General features: G+C 50.3%; 12 protein-coding genes. 10 read left to right on the top strand and 2 right to left on the bottom strand.

Translation table 11 applies throughout. The features are described from left to right. The first annotated feature begins 16 nt into the window (after positions 1–16). A complete protein-coding gene (acs, locus tag AD930_RS09590; RefSeq protein WP_061506094.1) occupies positions 17–2,038 on the top strand; it encodes an acetate--CoA ligase in 2,022 nt (673 codons plus the stop codon). Between the two features lie 168 nt (positions 2,039–2,206). Here the strand turns inward: acs and AD930_RS09585 are convergent, their stop codons facing one another. Then, positions 2,207–3,106 (bottom strand): LysR family transcriptional regulator, encoded by a 900-nt coding sequence (locus AD930_RS09585; RefSeq protein ID WP_061506093.1) that lies wholly within the window; start codon positions 3,104–3,106, stop codon positions 2,207–2,209. A gap of 163 nt (positions 3,107–3,269) precedes the next feature. On the opposite strand from AD930_RS09585, the gene AD930_RS09580 reads away from it, so the two are divergent. The 3 genes from AD930_RS09580 to AD930_RS09570 are packed head-to-tail and all read left to right on the top strand — an operon-like array spanning position 3,270 to position 7,360. After that, complete coding sequence (locus AD930_RS09580) at positions 3,270–4,427, top strand: iron-containing alcohol dehydrogenase (protein WP_061506056.1); 1,158 nt, start codon at positions 3,270–3,272, stop codon at positions 4,425–4,427. A gap of 53 nt (positions 4,428–4,480) precedes the next feature. Continuing rightward, positions 4,481–5,842, top strand: coding sequence for an MFS transporter (locus AD930_RS09575; protein WP_061506055.1), 1,362 nt, complete (start codon positions 4,481–4,483; stop codon positions 5,840–5,842). Positions 5,843–5,866: 24 nt separating this feature from the next. After that, a complete protein-coding gene (locus AD930_RS09570) occupies positions 5,867–7,360 on the top strand; it encodes a CoA-acylating methylmalonate-semialdehyde dehydrogenase (protein ID WP_061506054.1) in 1,494 nt (497 codons plus the stop codon). Between the two features lie 304 nt (positions 7,361–7,664). On the opposite strand, the gene AD930_RS09565 is transcribed toward AD930_RS09570, so the two are convergent. Then, positions 7,665–8,594 (bottom strand): LysR family transcriptional regulator, encoded by a 930-nt coding sequence (locus tag AD930_RS09565; RefSeq protein WP_061506053.1) that lies wholly within the window; start codon positions 8,592–8,594, stop codon positions 7,665–7,667. A 101-nt stretch (positions 8,595–8,695) separates the two neighbouring features. Between AD930_RS09565 and betC the strand changes: the two genes are divergently transcribed. The 6 genes from betC to AD930_RS09530 all read left to right on the top strand — a co-directional run bounded on the left by betC (position 8,696) and on the right by AD930_RS09530 (position 18,963). Beyond that, the gene (betC, locus tag AD930_RS09560) at positions 8,696–10,240 is read left to right on the top strand and encodes a choline-sulfatase (protein ID WP_061506052.1); all 1,545 of its coding nucleotides are present in this window, start codon (positions 8,696–8,698) and stop codon (positions 10,238–10,240) included. Beyond that, positions 10,200–12,614, top strand: coding sequence for a TonB-dependent receptor (locus tag AD930_RS09555; RefSeq protein ID WP_244150554.1), 2,415 nt, complete (start codon positions 10,200–10,202; stop codon positions 12,612–12,614). Before betC ends, AD930_RS09555 begins: the two co-directional genes overlap by 41 nt. Positions 12,615–12,616: 2 nt before the next feature. Further along, entirely contained in the window at positions 12,617–13,759 is a 1,143-nt protein-coding gene (locus AD930_RS09550; RefSeq protein ID WP_061506051.1) for an MFS transporter, read from the top strand. 358 nt (positions 13,760–14,117) lie between these two features. Next, positions 14,118–14,747 carry a peroxiredoxin gene (locus tag AD930_RS09540; RefSeq protein ID WP_061506049.1) on the top strand — a complete coding sequence of 210 codons (630 nt, stop codon included), beginning with the start codon at positions 14,118–14,120 and terminating at the stop codon, positions 14,745–14,747. 200 nt (positions 14,748–14,947) lie between these two features. Continuing rightward, on the top strand, positions 14,948–15,595 hold the full coding sequence (locus AD930_RS09535) for an RBBP9/YdeN family alpha/beta hydrolase (protein WP_061506048.1): 648 nt from the start codon (positions 14,948–14,950) through the stop codon (positions 15,593–15,595). A gap of 1,265 nt (positions 15,596–16,860) precedes the next feature. Then, complete coding sequence (locus AD930_RS09530; RefSeq protein WP_061506091.1) at positions 16,861–18,963, top strand: TonB-dependent receptor; 2,103 nt, start codon at positions 16,861–16,863, stop codon at positions 18,961–18,963. Positions 18,964–19,396: the final 433 nt, after the last annotated feature.

Raw genomic sequence — 19,396 nt, 5'->3', positions numbered from 1 at the left:
TAAGGGATACGCCAACATGACCGACCAGACAGTCATTCCCGCACGCGCTTATCCAGATTACCCGGCGATCATGACGCCGGAGCAGTTGCAGGTTATGCGTGAAAAAGCGCGATCTGACCCGGATGCGTTCTGGCTGGAACAGGCCCAACGTGTTCATTGGTTCAAAAAACCGACGCAAGGGTTTTCTGGAAGTTTTGAAAAAAATGTTTCCATCAGCTGGTTTGCCGATGGAGAGCTGAATGCCTCCGTTTGCTGCATAGATCGGCATCTGACCGAAAAACGGGATCAGGTGGCACTGATTAGCCAGCGGGAGGCCGAAGGCCGTTCTGAAAGCCTGACGTATCATGATCTTCATGAGCGCGTTTGTCGGCTTGCGAACGCCTTGACTTACCTGGGCGTGAAGAAAGGATGCCGCGTCGCTATCTGTCTTCCCATGGTGTCAGAAGCGATTGTGTCCATGCTGGCCTGCACACGGATTGGTGCGGTTCATGTTGTGTTATTTGGCGGCTTCTCTGCTGAAGGGCTGGCCGAGCGGCTGGTGGATAGCGGCGCGGTCGTCGTTATTACCGGCAGCATGGCATGGCGCGGGAACAAGGCAGTCCCTTACAAAGATACTCTGGATGAAGCCTTGAGGAAAGCAGGTGAGAAGAGCAGCGTGCAGTTCATGCTGGTTGTGCGCACATCTGATGAAGCCGTCCCCATGCTGCCCGGCCGTGACTATGACTATCATGATTTTGTGGATCATTTCGAAGCGGATTTCGTGCCTGTTGCGATGCATGCGGAAGATCCCATGTTCATGCTCTATACGTCCGGTAGTACAGGCAAGCCCAAGGCTATTGTCCATGCGACTGGCGGTTACATGGTCTGGGCCGCGTATACTATGGGTATGGTTTATACCCCCCGAGCAAACGATGTACTGTGGTGCACCGCAGATGTGGCATGGATTACGGGGCATACATCAGTTGTGTACGGGCCGCTGGCTAATGGTGGCACAACCATGATTTCAGACAGCCTGCCGACATCTCCTTATCCGGGCCGTTGGTTCGACCTGATTGATGCGTATAAGGTGACCATGCTGTTTACAGCTCCTACCGCTGTTCGGGCGATGATGGCGCAAGGGGAGGCTGTGGTGCAGAAGCGTGACCTGAGCTCCTTGCGGTTGCTCGGTATTGCCGGAGAACCAATAAGCCCGGATGCATGGTTATGGTACCATGATGTTGTGGGCAAAAAGCGTTGCCCGGTAGCAGATACGTGGTGGCAGACTGAAACAGCAGGCGTGGTGCTTGGACCCGTGCCCGGTGTGCAGTCGCTCAAACCCGGATCGGCCACCATGCCTTTGCCGGGGCTGGAAATGGTTATTCTTAATTCAGATGGTAAGGCAGAGGCGGGTGCGACCGCGGGCGCATTATGTATTGCGCGCTCGTGGCCGGGTCAGTGCCGGACAATCTGGAAAGACCATGAACGCTTCCGTCAGGCTTATTTCTCTATGGCGCCGGGTCTGTATTTTACAGGCGATGGGGCAAGGCGTGATGAGGATGGGTATTACTGGATTACGGGACGCATGGACGATGTCATTAACATTGCCGGGCATCGTTTGGGGACGGCTGAAGTTGAGGATGCTTTAGGCGAAGATCATCGTATTGTGGAATGTGCGGCTGTTGGCGTGCCGCATTCTGTCAAGGGGCAGGCATTGGTTGTGTTTGCTATTCCGAACAGGACGGCTGTAACGGGCGTGGATGAAAAAGACATTAGTCGTCTTATTGTCAACCTGATTGGCCGCTACGCAGCACCTGAGGCGGTGTATCTGGTGCCAGACTTGCCGCGGACCCGTTCCGGAAAAATCGTCCGGCGCTTGCTGCGCAAAATTGCCAGTGGTGAAACCGATACACTGGGCGATCTTTCTGCTTTGAGTGATCCTTCAATCATCTCGACTTTATGTGAGCGGGTAAGGAGCCAGATTTCTTTAGAAGATCAGAGTGGTGTGTGCAAAAACCCTGAGAAGAACGAAATTTTTAAAGAGGTCAGGATCGTATCCTAAAGCCATACCTGGAACGGTTTATGCAGGATGATCCATCATGCCAGCATAAATCGTTCCGTTGAACTGAGCAGGTATTGCGTTTTGAGTCCGCCCGAATTGGGAAAAGCTAGGGAGTATCGTTGAGATAAATGAGGAGATCACTCTGTGAAATGATCACTCTTCTTTTTTTTACACCCTAAACAGCTTTTCGCCTTTCTGTACCTCGTCCCGTATAAAATGACATAGCTGACTGATGCGAACACTTGTCTGCTCTTCAGCACGGGTAATCAGCCAGTAATGGCGTTCCAGCCTGACCTGCTGGGGCAAGACGGGAATTAGTTCAGGGCGGGTAGCAGCAACAAAAGTCGGCAGGACTGCCATACACAAGCCGGAGCACGCGGCTTCCATTTGTGCCTGCACGCTTGAATTCTGAATCCGCACCATTTTGCGTGAAACGCCAAGATGCCCAAGATAATCCAGCTCCCGCATGAAAATCATTTCATCCACATACCCAGAAAACAGGTGTGATGAAAAATCCTCCGGTTTCTTGATTGGTTTTTCCCGATCAAGATATGAACGGGTGGCGTAAACGCACAGATAATATGGTGTCAGCTTCTCACATACAAACCGATCATCCTCTGACGGTGTTACGGTAATAGCTATATCGGCCTGCCTGCGTGAGAGGGCCACAATCTGCTGGATCGTCAGGATTTCAATTGTCAGGGCAGGGTTATCCACCAACAGTGAGCCAATGCGGGACGCCAGAAAGAAGCTGGCAAATCCTTCAAGCGCGTTGATCCGCACCGTTCCCGTTAATCCATGAGCGGGGCTGGAAGCCTGCGCCACGCTTGTTGCTTCACGGTCCATGGCTTCAGCCGTGGTTAACAGGTCTTGTCCATAGCGGGTCAATGCATAACCGCGCAGGTGTCGCTCAAATAGCGTTTTGCCGACTGACGCTTCCAACGCAACAATGTGTCGGCCCACAGTTGCGTGATCAACCCCTAAAAGACGGCCAGCCTCTGAGAGGGAGCCTGCTCGCGCGACAGCCAGAAAAAACTGCAGATTTCTCCAGTCCAGGCTGCGTTTCATGGAGTAAAAATTCCCTGTTTTTATGGCTATGTGCAGATTTGCACACCAAGTGGGCGAAATCTCCTGATTTTCTTGTGATGCCTTTTGCGCGTTCACTACCAGGACAAGAACAACAGCCGGAAAGGAGCGGTCCACGCCGTAACCTTTCCCAGGAGATAAGGCTATGACAGCACTTTATCTGCCCTCTCTGGTACGTATCGGGGGTGGCGCTCTCAATGAGCTTCCCGCAGCATTAAAGCAGGCTGGGCTTTCAGCCCCTTTCATCATTACCGATGGGTTTATGGCTAAATCCGGCCTTCTGGATAGAGTGCAAACTCTGCTGGCTGAAGCCGATATTCAGTCCGGCGCATTCCCGGATGCAGTGCCGGACCCTACAGTTACATCGGTTGAAGCCGCATTGGCCGCGTTGAAACGCGGTGTTTATGACTGTGTGATCGGCCTTGGTGGGGGCAGCCCGATTGACACTGCCAAGATGGTAGCGGTTCTGGCCAAACATGGAGGCACGCCTTCACACCTGAAGGTGCCTCACGTGCAGGATGAGGCAGGCCTTCCCATTATCGCCATTCCCACTACGGCAGGCACAGGGTCTGAAGCCACGCGCGTGACGGTCATCACGGATGAAAAGACCGACGAGAAAATGCTGTGTGCTGGCTATGCTTATCTGCCACACATTGCCATTGTCGATTACGAACTTACTCTGACCATGCCGCGTCGTCTGACGGCTGATACGGGTATTGATGCGCTGACCCACGCAATGGAAGCGTATGTGTCCAAACGAGCATCTCCCTTTACGGATGCTCTGGCACTGGCTGCCATGAAGCGTATCTGGCACGCACTCCCCATCGCTTGCAAAGACCCTTCCAGTCGTGAAGCGCGTGAACAGGTGATGCAGGGTGCGTTTGAAGCCGGAATGGCATTTTCCAATGCATCTGTAGCGCTTGTGCATGGTATGAGCCGCCCCATCGGCGCACATTTCCATGTGGCTCATGGGCTTTCAAATGCGATGCTGCTGCCGGAAATTACAGCATGGTCTGTTACGGGTGCGCAGTCACGTTATGCAACCTGCGCTCGTGTGATGGGCATTGTGCCTCCTGACGCAGAAGACGGTGCTGCCTGTACAGCTCTCGTTGCAGCACTCCGTGAACGTAACAGGGAACTTGATGTCCCTTCTCCAAGTTCCTATGGGCTTCAGGAAAGCCGCTGGAATGACCTTCTGACTCTGATGGCGGAGCAGGCTCTGGCTTCCGGTTCACCCGCTAATAACCCCCGTGTGCCAAGTCATACGGAGATTGTTGATCTGTATCGAAAAGTCTGGGCCTGAACACAGGCGGATGGATATAAAAACAATAAAACTCCTTTCAGGAGGCTAAAATCATGACATCCCCCGCAAAAGAAGAGCGTTCCATGCGCTCTCTGGTGCTGGCTTCCAGTGTTGGCACTGTTATTGAATGGTATGATTTCTTTCTCTACGGCAGTCTGGCCATTTTCTTTGCCCGTCTGTTTTACCCGCCGGGTGATGATGTCGCGGCGACCCTCATCAGTGTTGCCACCTTTGCTACCGGATTTGCTGTACGTCCTCTCGGCAGCCTGATATTTGGGTATATGGGTGACAGTGTCGGGCGGAAAACGACCTTTCTGATCACGTTGCTGATCATGGGCTGTTCCACTGCGGCCATTGGGCTTCTGCCCACATTTGCAACAGCCGGTTATGCGGCTCCTGTTCTGCTTATTCTGCTGCGCATTGTGCAGGGACTTGCTCTGGGTGGTGAATATGGCGGCGCGGCAACCTATGTGGCCGAGCATTCCCCACCCGGGGAACGCGGAAAGTGGGCCAGTTATATTCAGGCCATGGCTTCTGGCGGGTTTGTGCTATCTTTGGGGATGGTGCTTATCCTACGGCTTTGGCTGGGCGAAGAGGCTTTTGGGACATGGGGCTGGCGGGCACCGTTTCTGGTCTCTTTTGTTCTGGTTGCAGTCTCTCTACGTATTCGCCTTCGGCTTTCTGAATCTCCAGTGTTTGTGGAAATGCACAAGCAGGGCAAATTGTCCAAATCACCAGTGCGGGATGCTTTTCGTATCCCCGGAAATGCACGGCGTATTATCCTGTTTCTGTTTGGGGTCGCTTGCGCACAGGCCGTGACGTTCTACACGGCTCAGTTTTATGCGCTGTATTATATCCAGACATTCATGAAAATGCCGTTCCTGCCAGCAACATTATCTGTTGCGGTCGGGGCATTTCTAGGGGTGCCGTTTTTTGTTCTGTTTGGTGCACTGTCTGACCGCATCGGACGTAAACGTCTGTCTCTGGCAGGTATGGCCGCCGCAGTGCTGTTCTACATTCCCATTTTTTCCATTATCCGGCACGCTATCACCCCAGAAAACACCAGTTATGCGGCAATTTCCGCCTGTGTGTTTGCTCTGGTGGTCATCGCCGCGGCAGTTTACGGCCCCTACGGTGCGTTCATTGTGGAAAGCTTCCCCGCCAATGTGCGTTACACTTCCATTTCCGTTCCTTACCATATTGGCAACGGGATTTTTGGTGGCTTTCTGCCTCTGGTCAGCCTCTGGCTGGTTACAGAAACAGGTAATCCCTATGCAGGCCTGCTCTACCCTATGGGTCTGTGCCTGATCGGTTTCTTTGTCACCCTGTTCTGGGTGCCTGAAACATTGAGCGTGCGCAAAGGCGAACGCACCCAGATTGTCTCCCTTTCACACGACGTTATGAGCGAAGGCTGATCTTCAGCAAAAAGGACAAGAAAAATGAATACAGTTCATCACATCATCAACGGAAAATCCGTCAAAGGTAACAGCACGCGGTTTGGAGACGTGTTTAACCCCGCTACAGGGGCTGTCAGCAAACAAGTTGTGCTCGGCACAGAGGATGATCTGGAGGCAGCTGTTTCTGCTGCCAAGGCAGCTTTCCCTGCATGGGCAGAAACACCGCCTCTGGCGCGTGCGCGCGTTCTGTTCCGGGCGCGTGACCTGATAGAAAAACGCATGGATGATCTGGCTGCTCTTATTACATCAGAGCACGGAAAAATCCTTTCTGATGCTAAAGGGGAGGTCACGCGAGGGTTGGAGGTTGTGGAGTTTGCAACTGGCGTACCAGAACTGTTGAAAGGGGAATATACGGAGCAGGTGGGCCGCGGTATTGATGCCTGGACCATGCGTCAGCCTGTTGGCATTGCCGCCGGCATTACTCCCTTCAATTTCCCGGTTATGGTGCCTTTATGGATGGCCCCTATGGCGCTGGCTACCGGAAACTGCTTCATCCTGAAACCATCGGAGCGTGACCCGTCCGCATCTGTCCTACTGGCTGAAATTTTGCAAGAGGCTGGTCTGCCAGATGGAGTGTTTCAGGTTGTCCATGGTGATAAGGACATGGTGAATGCTATTCTGAAACACCCTGATATTGCGGCTGTCAGCTTTGTAGGCTCCACTCCTATTGCTCAACATGTGTATGCAACGGGTACAGCGTACGGCAAAAGAGTGCAGGCACTGGGTGGTGCAAAAAACCACGCTCTCATCATGCCTGATTGTGATCTGGAAAAAACAGTCGATGCCCTGATTGGAGCCGCTTACGGCTCCGCAGGCGAGCGGTGTATGGCTATTTCCGTGGCAGTCGCGGTAGGACCAATTGCAGATACACTGGTTGCAGAACTGGAAAAAAAGGTGAAAGCAATCACCATTGGCAATGGCACACATGACGCCAGCGAAATGGGGCCACTGGTGACCGCGCAGCATTTGGCCCGTGTTAAGGGACTTGTTGATGCAGGTGTCAATCAGGGGGCAAAGCTGGTGGTGGATGGACGTGACATCACAGTAAAGGACCATGAAAAAGGATTTTTCATTGGCGGTTCACTGTTTGATAATGTGACAGCAGATATGGACATTTACCGTGAGGAAATTTTTGGTCCTGTTTTGTGCGTCATGCGTGCTCCAGACTTTGATACTGCGCTCAAACTAATCAATGACAGCCCCTTTGGGAATGGGACAGCTATTTTCACGCGTGACGGTGATGCTGCGAGAACCTTTGCCCATAACGTGACAGCAGGAATGATTGGTGTGAACGTGCCTATCCCGGTGCCTATGGCGTTCCATTCGTTTGGTGGTTGGAAAGATTCTCTGTTTGGGGATCACCATATGCACGGCCCGGAAGGTGTACGCTTCTTTACCCGCATGAAAGCTGTAACGCAACGTTGGCCCGCGGGTATTCGGTCTGGTGCGGAATTCGTGATGCCCACACATGGATAAATGAAAAAGGAGGCTTGAGAGAAATTATCCCGTCACGTGGTTTTAGACGCCATGTGTACGGGATTTCATGGTTTAAGTTGGCTTTATAAAAAATGATATCTTATCGGAAATATGTTCGAAAATTCGACATGAAAAATAACCTCTTATGAAGGTTCTTTCTAAAATTATGCCTTGTAATACCTTTCTATGAGAGGAGGAATGTCCCTCCAACTCTGTTGACGGCCTCTTGTTGATAGAATCTCTTCAAATCTCTTCATACAAAGTATGTAAATTATGTCTTGGAATCGCGAGGAAAGGTAAAAAATCATACTTGATTAATTTGTGTCTGCTGCAGTATCCATTGTGTAAATTTTTCGATATTTGGTCTATTTTTTAAAGGAGTAGAGAGAAAATATCCTCTCTTACTTTTTATTGATTCATTACTTAAGGGAATGATTTGGTTTGTTTTTATCAGATCATCAATTAAAGGTCGCCAGCCCAGAGCTATGCCCTGGTTCTGCAATACGGCTTGCAGAAGGAGCGGATAATTCCCAAAAGAAAGGCTATTTTTCGGAACGCTCTTTAAAGAGAAAGAAGCGTCAATAGCATCAAACCAGTCTGCCCATGTAAACCAGTGATGATCCGGGCCTTTTAAATGTAACAGCTTTGCCTTCAGGATATCTCTTGGGTGGTTAAATGGGCCTGCCGTCTTGAAATACGTGGTGCTGCAGATAGGAACGATTTCCTCCTGGAATAAACAGGTGCTGGACAGATCATGTGCCTGCGGCTTTTCCCCGAAAAGTATCGAAACATCATGATGGGTGTTTCTATGGTCTATCTTGGCATCCCGTTTAGCCTGAGTTGTTAGTAAGCTGACGTCAAATTCAGGAAATTTTTCTTCAAAGTCTGACAAACGGGGCAGAAGCCAATTAGCTGCAAATCCGTAGTCAGTTAGAATAGTTAACGCTTCACGAGCACCACTTTCATGAATAGTTTTCATTGTGCCATAGAGCTGTGTCAGCACATCCGTGGTTGTTGTGTGTAACATTTGGCCATGGTGGGTAGCAGACACACCCCTATGCCGGCGCTCAAACAAGACAACCCCCAATAGTTTTTCGAGGTGCGCGATTTGCTGGCTCACTGCGGGTTGAGTCATGCCCAGCTCAAGAGCAGCCGTACTAAAGCTGCCGCATCGACCAACGGTCTCAATCAGGCGCAGAGAGCGTAACAGATAGTCTGCTTGATTCGGTGTCATAACTCATGCTTATACAACACATACAAACGTAGATATATCAAAAACAACAAAAAAATGTTTAATTTGATGAATTAAAACTATTTGAAATAGTTAATTGCGCAATGGAGACTGACACCGTGACCCAAGCCTCTCCTCTGAATTCTTTGGTTGTTGTGGCAGACCAGCTCACAGCTCTTGCTTTGCCTGCTTATCTGGGCGGGCGTGATCCGTCTCCGGCTAAAGTACCTAACCTCCATAAGCTGGCGCAACGCGGCACCGTTTTTACCAATGCGTATACGGTTAGCCCTCTGTGTGGGCCTTCTCGTGGTGCGTTCATGACGGGCCTTATGCCTTCCAAAAGTGGAATCATGGATAATGGCAGTGAATGGCATTCAGACATCCCTACCTTCGGGCACAGACTGCGCGATGTGGGATATCAAACCATTCTTGCAGGGAAGATGCACTTCGTTGGCGCCGATCAGCTTCATGGTTTTGAAGAGCGCCTGACAACAGATATTTACCCGTCAGATTTTACCTGGGTGCCAGACTGGCAGAACAAGGAGGATCGGCCTGACTGGTACCACTCCATGGATTCCGTGCTGAATGCAGGCCCGGTTCTGCGGAGTAATCAGATTGATTTTGACGAAGAAGTTGCTTTTGCGTCACGGCGCAAGTTGTTCGACCTCGCGCGTCAGAGAGACGACAAACGGCCATTTTGCATGGTGGTGTCTTTTACGCATCCACACGACCCATTCAATATTACCCCGGAATGGTGGGATTTGTATGCGGACAGCGACATCCCTCTTCCCAGAGTGCCCGACGCGGTAGAAAAGCACCCCGCCGAAGATCGTATTCGTGCGGCATGTGGCATTGATGCGCACCGTCCTTCTGAGGCTGATGTTCTGCGTGCAAAGCGGGCTTACTACGGTGCTATTTCTTATGTTGATCATCAACTGGGACAATTGCTCGAGGTCTTGCAGCAGACCGGGCTAGACAAAACTACCGCTGTTATTTTCACCACGGATCATGGTGAGATGCTGGGTGAACACGGGCAATGGTATAAAATGTCTTTTCGGGAGGGAGCCAGCCGGATACCGCTGCTGATTGCCCTGCCGGAAGAGCAATCACGGCATGTTGGACAAGCTGTCTGCCTGGCGGATGTGGGTGAGACACTCTGTGGGTTGGCCGGTGCCCCATCAGCCCCGGAAGTTACCGGTCGTGATTTGACCTCCCTTCTTCACGGAGAGAAAGCGTGGGCCAATGAAGTGTTTGGTGAGTATCTGGGGGAAGGGACATTTGAACCAACTGTCATGATCCGTCGTGACAAATGGAAATTTCTCTACACCCCAAACGATCCTGATCAATTGTATGATCTGGAAGATGATCCCGACGAAAAGCAAAATCTCGCTTATTTACCTTCTTATCAGGAGCGCGTCCGGGCTTTTCGCGCTGAAGTGGATGAGAAATGGGATTTTGATCAGCTACGGCAAAACGTGCTGCTGAGTCAGAAAAGGCGTGCGTTAGTGAAGCGAGCCCTTGCCACAGGCCGCCCGACAGCATGGGATTATCAACCTCCTGCAAATGCCCATCGCGCCTATATCCGCCATCATAAACCTCTGGAACAGCTTGAAGCAGAAGCGCGGCTGCTATTACAGGGTATTGGGTAATATCGCTATGATAGTAAATCGCCTTCCTTATCGCGCATCTTTCGCTTTTGTTGTCTCTCTTGGAGCGGCATGTTCTGCCTATGCTTCTGAATCCGGAGAGGTATTACAAAAGCAAAGCAAGCAGAAAAATGCTCCCCATGTTGCGGCACAAAAAAAACAATCTTCTGCTCTGGAGGAGGTGATCGTCCGTTCTAACAGGCGCACGCAGCAAGCAGTAAATACGCCGGCTTCTGTTGTAGCGCTGACAGGCAAGACACTTCAGACAACAGGAGTGCGGGACGCATTATCGTTGGCGCGTGATATTCCCGGACTTATGGCAGAAAGCACATCGGGTTCTACCAATCCACGGTACAGATTGCGCGGTATTGGTACAAATGATTTTTCAGCAAACATGACAACGGCCGTCGGTGTGTCTGAAGATGAGGTGTTTTTAGATAGTGGCGCTTCGCAAGGGACACCAATTTACGATCTGGATCATGTGGAAATCTTCCGTGGGCCGCAAGGCACCTTGCAAGGCAAAAATACAACTGCGGGCATGGTCTCTTATTATACCAAAAAGCCAACCAATACGCTTGATGGTTACGTGCGGGGCACGGCCGGTAATTATGGGTTATGGGGAGAGGAAGGAGCAATTGGTGGCCCCATTATAAAAGATAAGCTTATGGCGCGCTTTGCCATTGTTAACCGGCGTATGGATGGCCAGTATTATAATGGCACACATAAAAACCCAACCGGTGGCTACCAGTATTATGATATGCGTGGCCAGATCCTTGCGAAGCCTGTTGATAACTTCTCCATTCTGGTCAAGGCCCATCTTGGGCGGAATAGAACGGAAGTACCTATTGATCATGTCGGGCTGCTGGAAGGGGGAGCGGATGCGCAAGGGTATGCTCAAACCTCCCGTCGAAACATCCAGAATAACGGGCGTACGGATGCGACAACCCGGAGAGCCGGGCTTTCTGTCAATGCGCGCTATGAGTTTGAAAATGGGTGGAGCCTGAGTAATATTTTTGCGCTGGAGTGGAATCACTTCAACGTTTTTTCAGATGATGATGCAAGCCCGGCCGCTGTTGATTATCAGGAAAATATTGGCGGGGTGGCGCGAGTGTTGAGTAATGAAATTCGTGTAGCATCTCCACAGAACAGGAAAATACGGTATATTGGCGGTGTCTATTATTTACGAAACATGATGCAATCTTCCAGTCAGCAGCCGCTTTATAGCCCGACTGATTTTGGTGTGAATGGCAATGCATCCAGCTTTAATATTAACACGCAGGATGCGGCTGTTTTTTCGGCTCTCTCCTTTGACCTGACGCGCCGCTTAACTCTTGATATTGGGGGGCGCTTTACGTCTGAAAACCGCAGCGCCAATGGTGAAGCCTGGGCGTATAATACGTTAGCCGCAGATCCGTATTATACGGGTAATCGGGCACTTACTTATATTAATACCAATACAGGAACATTTATTGACCCGGCCACCGGCCAAAGTCTTAGCGGCCCACCGTTGAAAAAAACGTTTAACCGGGACAGTGAAGATGCAAGCCTGAAATATCGGTTTTCGCATGGTATTATTGGCTACCTGCGTTATGCGCGCGGGTTTCGCACAGGGAATTACAACACATATGTTGCAACAGCATCAGATTTTAGTCTGTATAATCCTGAAGTGCTGACTGACTATGAGGGCGGCGTAAAGGCCAGGTTATGGCACGGTAAAGCTCAGCTTAATCTGTCTGGCTTCCATTATGATTATAACAATATGCAGGTTACAATTCTGCAAAACACCGGCACACATACAACAAATGCCGCCCGAGCCGTTTCTAACGGGTTTGAATTTGAAGGGCAGGTGAGACCACTTGAAAACGTCTTTACCTCTTTTGGTGTTTCCTATCAGGATGCACATTATACCAGTTTTCGTAATGCGAGTGCTCCAACACCGTTTAATGGTGGCAACCCGGTAGACTTGTCTGGGCAGCCGTTGGAGCGCGCACCTCATATCACGACCAATTTTTTGCTGAGCTATAAAATCCCTGTATCTTTTGGCGACTTCACAATCCAGACAGACTGGCGTTACACGAGCCGTTATCGTTTCCAGGCGTGGTCTGACGTGCATCCGTCTACGCCTGCGCCCTTTCTCTCTTCACCGCAAACGCAGGCCTTAGTGCGGAATGCCTTTTCCCAAAAGCCGGTGATTACCGGTAATGTAAGGCTTGCCTGGCATTCTGTGGATGAAAAAACGGAAGTGGCTGTCTGGCTCCATAATATTACCAACCAAATGACTTATACCAATGCATTTGGTGAATTCTTCAACCGTAACATCAGTCGTTACCCGGGTGATTTGCGCTCCTTTGGCTTCGAAGTCATGCGGTCTCTTTAACAATGCTGGAGCAAACCCGTAAAATTGGCTTCACCACACTGGCCGCTATCAGTGCAGCAGACTGTGCCGCGCATAGCATGAACTCGCTCGGCCCATTTGCTGTGGGAGAATTGATAAAAAGCGGCCAGATGACAGCCGCACAGGCTGGGATATGGAGCAGCGTAGAAATGCTTTCCTATGCTGCTGCCATGACGGGCATTGCGTCCCACGTGAACCGTGTGCGTTTGCGTCAGCTCGCTCTTGTTGCTGCGGGTTGCGTCGTTGTAGCACAAGCCGGGTCTGCATATCTGCATGTATTCTGGGGGCTGCTGGGTCTCCGTGTTTTGTCCGGCTGTGGGCTGGGGGCCTTGAATGCGGTTGTTAATGTGGGAGCGAGCCGTATAGGGCAGCCTGTTTTTGTGCTTTCTTTTGTGATGGTTGTACAGACAATCGTCTTTTCCGCATCAAGCCTTTTCCTGCCTTATGTTGGTAAGGTTTTTGGGCAGATGGGTATTTTTTTAATACTGGCACTTATTGTTCTGGTCTTTACGCCACTGATGCGGCTGCTGCCAAAAGCGGTTAATAAGACTAAGCCGGTGCTGCAAGCTACCAAGCCGGTATCCGGTCAAGCGGTCGCCGCGTTACTTGCTGTTTTATGCTATACAGGCGGAAGCCTTGCTGTTTGGCCATTTACAGAACGGATTGCGGCCTCAGTCGGACTTACGCCGGGCGCATTTGGCTCTTTATCAGCTTTTGCGAATTTGTTCGGCTTGTGTGCTTGTCTTGCCAGTGTCCGGTTAAGTCGGAATACAGCAAGCCTGCGGCTGTTAAGCCCTGCACTTATCTTGGCCGGAGTGATCTGTATTTTTCAGGCTTGCCCACCATCATGGTTGGTTTTTAACGCAGCATTTTCTTTAAACTATGCCTTATGGTTTTTTATCTATCCTGCTCTGGTTGGTTTGACCTGTCTGGTTGACTCCTCGGGTAAGCTCGCTTCCCGTGCTGGGGGAGCATGGATGCTTTCGCAGGCAGCGACAACATTATTAGCTGGAGTGGCGGGTAATAGCGGCCATTATATGTGGGTGGGTTTCCTTAGCTTTTTACTTTGCCTTACATCAGCCATATGCACATTTTTTATCAGACCGCACCAGATCGTGGCTTCATAGCCGTCATTTACCGACCTGTTCCTCAGCGTGAAGCCACTTCCAGCGTAGGCTGTGTCACATCGTATTGGAACAGGCAGGCGGTAGCGTCAGAAAACGCGTAGAGCACTGTCTGTGTGCTCTGTGGAGGCAGAAACACGGCTCCTGTGACTGCAAGGAGAGCACCGACAGCTAGGGCAGGCCAAAGTGTTTTTCTGAGCATCATCATGTCCTCCATGTTCGGTCGGGTTCGCACGGTATGCGCTTTCGATAGCAGACCGATTATATTTCACTAAAATATGGTGAATTATAATTTTTACAACGATAAAAATATGTGCTTATCTTTATATCAGATTCTGGTGTGTAATTTCGAGGTGAGCTTATGACAATCCAGCTTGGTCAGATCGCTCCTGATTTTGTGCAGGACAGCACACAGGGGCCAATTGAATTTCACTCATGGCTTGGGGCCGGGTGGGGGATCCTGTTTAGTCATCCGAAGGATTTTACCCCCGTTTGCACAACCGAGTTAGGTGCTGTTGCCCGTCTGGCTCCAGAATGGGCCAAACGGAACACCAAGGTGCTCGGTCTCTCTGTAGACGGTCTGAAAGACCATTCTGCCTGGGAGGCAGATATTGCCGAAACTCAAGGGAGTATTGTCAATTTTCCTATCCTGGCGGACACGGATAAAAAGGTCTCTACTCTCTATGGCATGATCCATCCTGATGCTGATCCGAAGGTGACGGTGAGAAGTGTCTTCATTATTGATCCCAACAAAAAAGTCAGACTGACACTGACTTATCCTCCCTCAGCAGGGCGGAACTTCGATGAAATTCTTCGGGTGCTCGATAGTCTCCAACTGACGGATAAGCAGAAGGTGACAACGCCAGCCAACTGGCATTCCGGGGATGACGTGATCATCGCTCCATCTGTCAGCGATGAGCAGGCGAAAGCGCTGTTTCCTCAGGGGTGGAAGGCTCTCAAACCTTATCTGCGTTTGGTGAAACTTTCATAAAGCAGCCAGAACATACTGGTCACAGGAGGATTACGAAGGTGCGGCATAGTGTCAGTAAGCGTGCTCCTGAAGCACAATACGTAAGAACGATGAGTTCTGGGTACCAAAGCAAGGTTGTATCGCGTTCATCCTTCTTAAGGCCGACTCTCCAAGCGCGAAGATCTGCTCCTTCGCACGATAAGAGTGTGGTGGATCACGGAGTGCCTGATGATATTGTTCGGCACCTTTCAGCTTCTCTGGCGGGGTTTGAGATTATCATCGTGCCAGGTCTGGATGGCTCTGCGCGGCACCATTGGCAGTCCAACTGGCAGAGGTTCTTTCGTGCTGGCGGTATTTCCGTGGGGCGCGTCCGGCAGGAAATCTGGTCAAAACCAGACTATGAAAGCTGGATTGCGACCCTGACGGCTGCTGTCAAGAAGAGTAAAAAGCCGGTTCTGCTTGTTGGGCACAGTCTAGGGTCTCTCCTGATTGCGCATGCTGCCAAAGAGGGACTTTTACCCGATACTGTTGCTGGCGCTTTGCTGGTTGCCCCTGCTGATGTGGAGAATGGGCCTGAAGGGGAACGATTTCGCGTTGCCGCCTTTAGTCCGGTGCCATTATCGCCCTTACCTTTCCCATCCGTGGTGGTAGGGAGTCGTAATGACCCATGGCTTAGTGTGGCGCGTGCCCGCACGTTCGCGCGGCACTGGGGCGCTTTTTTCGTGGATGCTGGTCGTAAAGGGCATATCGGTAACCAATGCGACCTTGGCTACTGGCTGGATGGCCTGCTGTTCCTGGACCGGTTGGTGCAAAATATTCGGATCAAAGAAACGGGATTGCGGCAGCCTCATAAAAAGACACTGCAATAGGAGAGGGAATAACTAGACCTTGTTTCCCCATGCATCATGTGGAAAGGATAAGTACCATAAAAATGATAATAAAAAACACCATATAATTATAGAACTTATTTAAAATCCTCATTCTGGTCTGGGTAAGTGGTGTGGTTGAGAGACGAGATATGATGACTTTTCAGAAAAATCCTCTGCTAGAGCGTGTCGTTAGTATCGCTACCCGTTAACTGACGACACGCTCTAACCTATCCCACGGCCAGATGTAGATGGACAGGCCCTTCCTCGTCATTACACACGGTATACAGCATTGAGTTCAGACGTTGCTTTGTTTGTCCGATATGGCGTGGGAAAACCCTTTTTTGAGCAGAAAAGTCGCTATCCTGTGCGAACTATATGCTTTCGAGGCGTCTTTCCACTGAAGACCGTTGCGGACCCCATAAAACGATCTCACTCAGAACCCGACGGTTAGCTAAACGTGGAACACCATGCGCCCGAGGGAAAAACGGCCTGATCAACTCCATCTGGCACTCAGGTTGCAATAAGCACGTTACTCACTGCGTCACTTCCATCGGTAAATTTGTGAATTATAACGTGCCGCTCAATCCAATGACGCGTAGATCCTGGTCCCTACGAAATTCGCTGAGGTCATGCTCTGGCCGCAAGGAAGCAGCACCACAAAGCTGTTGCGACGTCTTTTCTCGCGTGTCTTTGCTTTGTTGCTCGAAGTTTTAGAATGGCTTGTTTCCATAATGTGGCATAGTTGCATACAAGATACAGCCAGCGGGAAAACGCGCATTTTTTTAGGGGGTTTTTCCTGTTTTTCGGCAGAAAAACGGTAAATTTGGGTTGGCGTAGGTTTTAGAACTCCTTTCACAATAAGATGAGATAATGTTACGTTATCGCAAGAAGAAAAGGGTGCTGTCTTTAACCAATCAGCGCCTTACACAGCGAAATGCGTCTTGCATCGCAGGAGAGACTCAAAGGTAATGCATTTTTATTTTTCTGACAGGCCATCAAGTAGAAAAGTCCTGTGCCTTGTCACCTGTCTGGCTGGCAGTGGAATTGTGTCAGTGAGTTCTTCTGCTCGGGCGGAAACCGGTGCAGTTCATACGCATCATCGTTTGCCACATGCTACCGTTGCCCATCATGTGGCCACTGCATCTGGCGCAGGAACTCAGCCTGTGACAGCGCGGAAAAAGGCACGTCCCACGGCTGTGAATGCGTCTGGCGGAGAGCAGCTCACAGTTGCCGTCTCCCGCTCCGGCAAGGGGCGTGGTGGCGGGATGATGCGTGTGGAAACAGCTCCGCATGCCATTCAAACCGTTACAAAATCTTACATTGAGATGAAAAGCCCAACTAACACCGCGCTTGATCTTATCAAAAATCTGCCCAGTGTCAGCGTTTCTACGTCAGATTCCTCTGGCATGCAGGGTGGCAGCATCCAGAGCCGAAGCCTGACAGATGAAGATATGGCCCTCATGCTGGATGGTGCGCCCGCGGCGAGTGCCACATATCTTGCGGAAAATATTGATTCCGAAAATCTTGATAGCGTCAGCATGATGCCAGGGTCTTCTCCCATTGATCTGCCAGCAACATCCGCTGCCGCAGGCACAATGTATGAAACATCTCATGATCCCAGCCACAAGTTTGGTGGCATGGTTGATTTCTCCTACGGCACGAACAACATGTCCCGCGAGTTTATTCGTCTGGAAAGCGGGGATATTGGCAAAAGCGGCGTCCGCAGCTTTTTCTCTTTTTCTAACACTCATGCCCGCTCGTGGATGGGGGCCGGCACTAATCAGCGCAGGCATATTGATTTTGGTCTGAGGAAGGACTGGAATAACGGCTCTTTTGCCAAATTGTTCATGTCCTGGAACAATGAGGACTTTGTGATCGACCGTTATCCCACGGCGGCGCAGTTCATGAAATATAAGCACACAGGTGAAGGGTATGGCCGCAAGGCTGGCTTTGATGCTGTGGGGAATGATTACTGGCGGAATAATATTGACCACTGGAATCAGCTTTTTCTGACAGCTCCCATTCATGTGGTTATTACCAGAAAGCTGACGTTTGACTTCCGTCCCTATTATAACTGGGGGCAGGGTTGGGATGGTTCCGCAGGCTCCAACGCAACCGGAAACACGACCTATTATTCCGGACAGCCTATTGCTGCGGGCACGCCCCAGACAAGTTATTTTCAGGAAAATGGGGCCCTTGATGTCGGGGCTACGGCCAAGCTTGGATATGATATCGATAGACACAACCATTTTGATATTGGCTATTGGTACGAGAATCAGGATTATACCCAACACTTCCCAACAAGTGTGACCAAGGCTAACGGAGCAAATCCGAGCCCGAATGACTACCGCTATCAGGTTTTCTCTGATGGTAGCCGCTCCTACCCCGGCAATACCACCGGCTATGAGGTGCATTCACTCTTTGTGCAGGACACGGCAAAGTATTTTGAAGACAAGCTACAGATCAATGCAGGCTTCAAATACGTTATGTCCAACGTGTGGTATCGGACTTACCCCGGTAATGGCCACATGGGACAGAACTTAACAGCGCCGCTGCCGCATCTCTCCGTTAGCTACCGCTTCAATCAGCATCACCAGATTTACGTCAATGCGGAAGGTGATTTCCGCCAGCCCTCAGCATCGGCGCTGGCAAACACGAGTTATACTGGCACCCTGCCACGCAACCAGTATTCCATTAAAGAAGAGCTCGGTTATCGGTATAACGACAAATACGTAATCGTTGATCTCGATCTGTTCAATTACAACATCACCAATCGTCTGCTTTCTACATATCTGGGTAACAATCAGTCCGGTGTTATCAACGCCGGTAACCAGACAGCCCGTGGTTTTGACTTGATGGTTGCCAGTCAGCCAATCTATGGCTTTAGCCCCTATGTGTCCTTCGAGTATCTCAACGCACGAATGGACTCAAACATACCGGCGTCTGACATGTACGGGAATCTTACCAACTTCCGTACCAAAGGAACGCAGGCGCCCATGTCTCCGCATGTCATGGCAAACTTTGGTCTGACCTATACAAATAAAGGATTTTTTGCCAACGGAACGGTGCATTACACAGGCCCGCAGTCCGTATCTCTTGCAGGGGACCAGCGGATGCCGGGGTATGTGACGGATACACTCTCTCTGGGTTATCACTTCAAGCCATTCTGGCGTGCTCAGTCGCCCACTTTCCGCCTGAATTTTACAAATCTGACAGGGTCCATTGTCAGAACTGGTGTAAGGGGTGTGGGGACAAATGCATCAACTGTCCGGCTGATGAATGGCAATCTGTCTGGTGCAGGATCCAGTGCGGCATTCTATGTCCAGCCACGTTTTAGCATGACGGGCACAATCTCCACATCTTTCTAACTTCAGAGCCTGTTAATTTATTGGACTGAGTATGACGTTGTGATCCACAGGCTGACCGATGGAAGGTTAGCCTGTGGGCGGATCTGTTTATGTTGTCCGATAACCAGAAGAAACTGATTAGATCATACTTTTTCTGGAGACTCTGTTCAACAATGCAGGTATTAGTCTGGTTTTCTATTCTGATCTATCGGTGTGAGGGTAGTTGTCGAAAATACTTGGAACAAATATTTTCGTCATTGTTTCTATAGTCTTGTTAACGAAAACTTCTTTCTTATGCTCGCATTATAAGGAAAGAGTATCTTACATGGTGCAAATTTAAAATCGAAAAAGCCCAGATATGACGCTAATTGCTGAGCTATCCTTTAACACAAAAGCCGAACGATAAATCCCCACGTAGGATTGAATAAAGCCATTGCACAAGAAATTATATTGA

Origin of the sequence: Acetobacter malorum, assembly GCF_001580615.1 — a bacterium.
GTDB classification, from domain to species: Bacteria; Pseudomonadota; Alphaproteobacteria; order Acetobacterales; family Acetobacteraceae; genus Acetobacter; species Acetobacter malorum.
The sequence above is the reverse complement of the archived record's forward strand: the minus strand, read 5'-3'. Positions and strand labels throughout refer to the sequence as shown.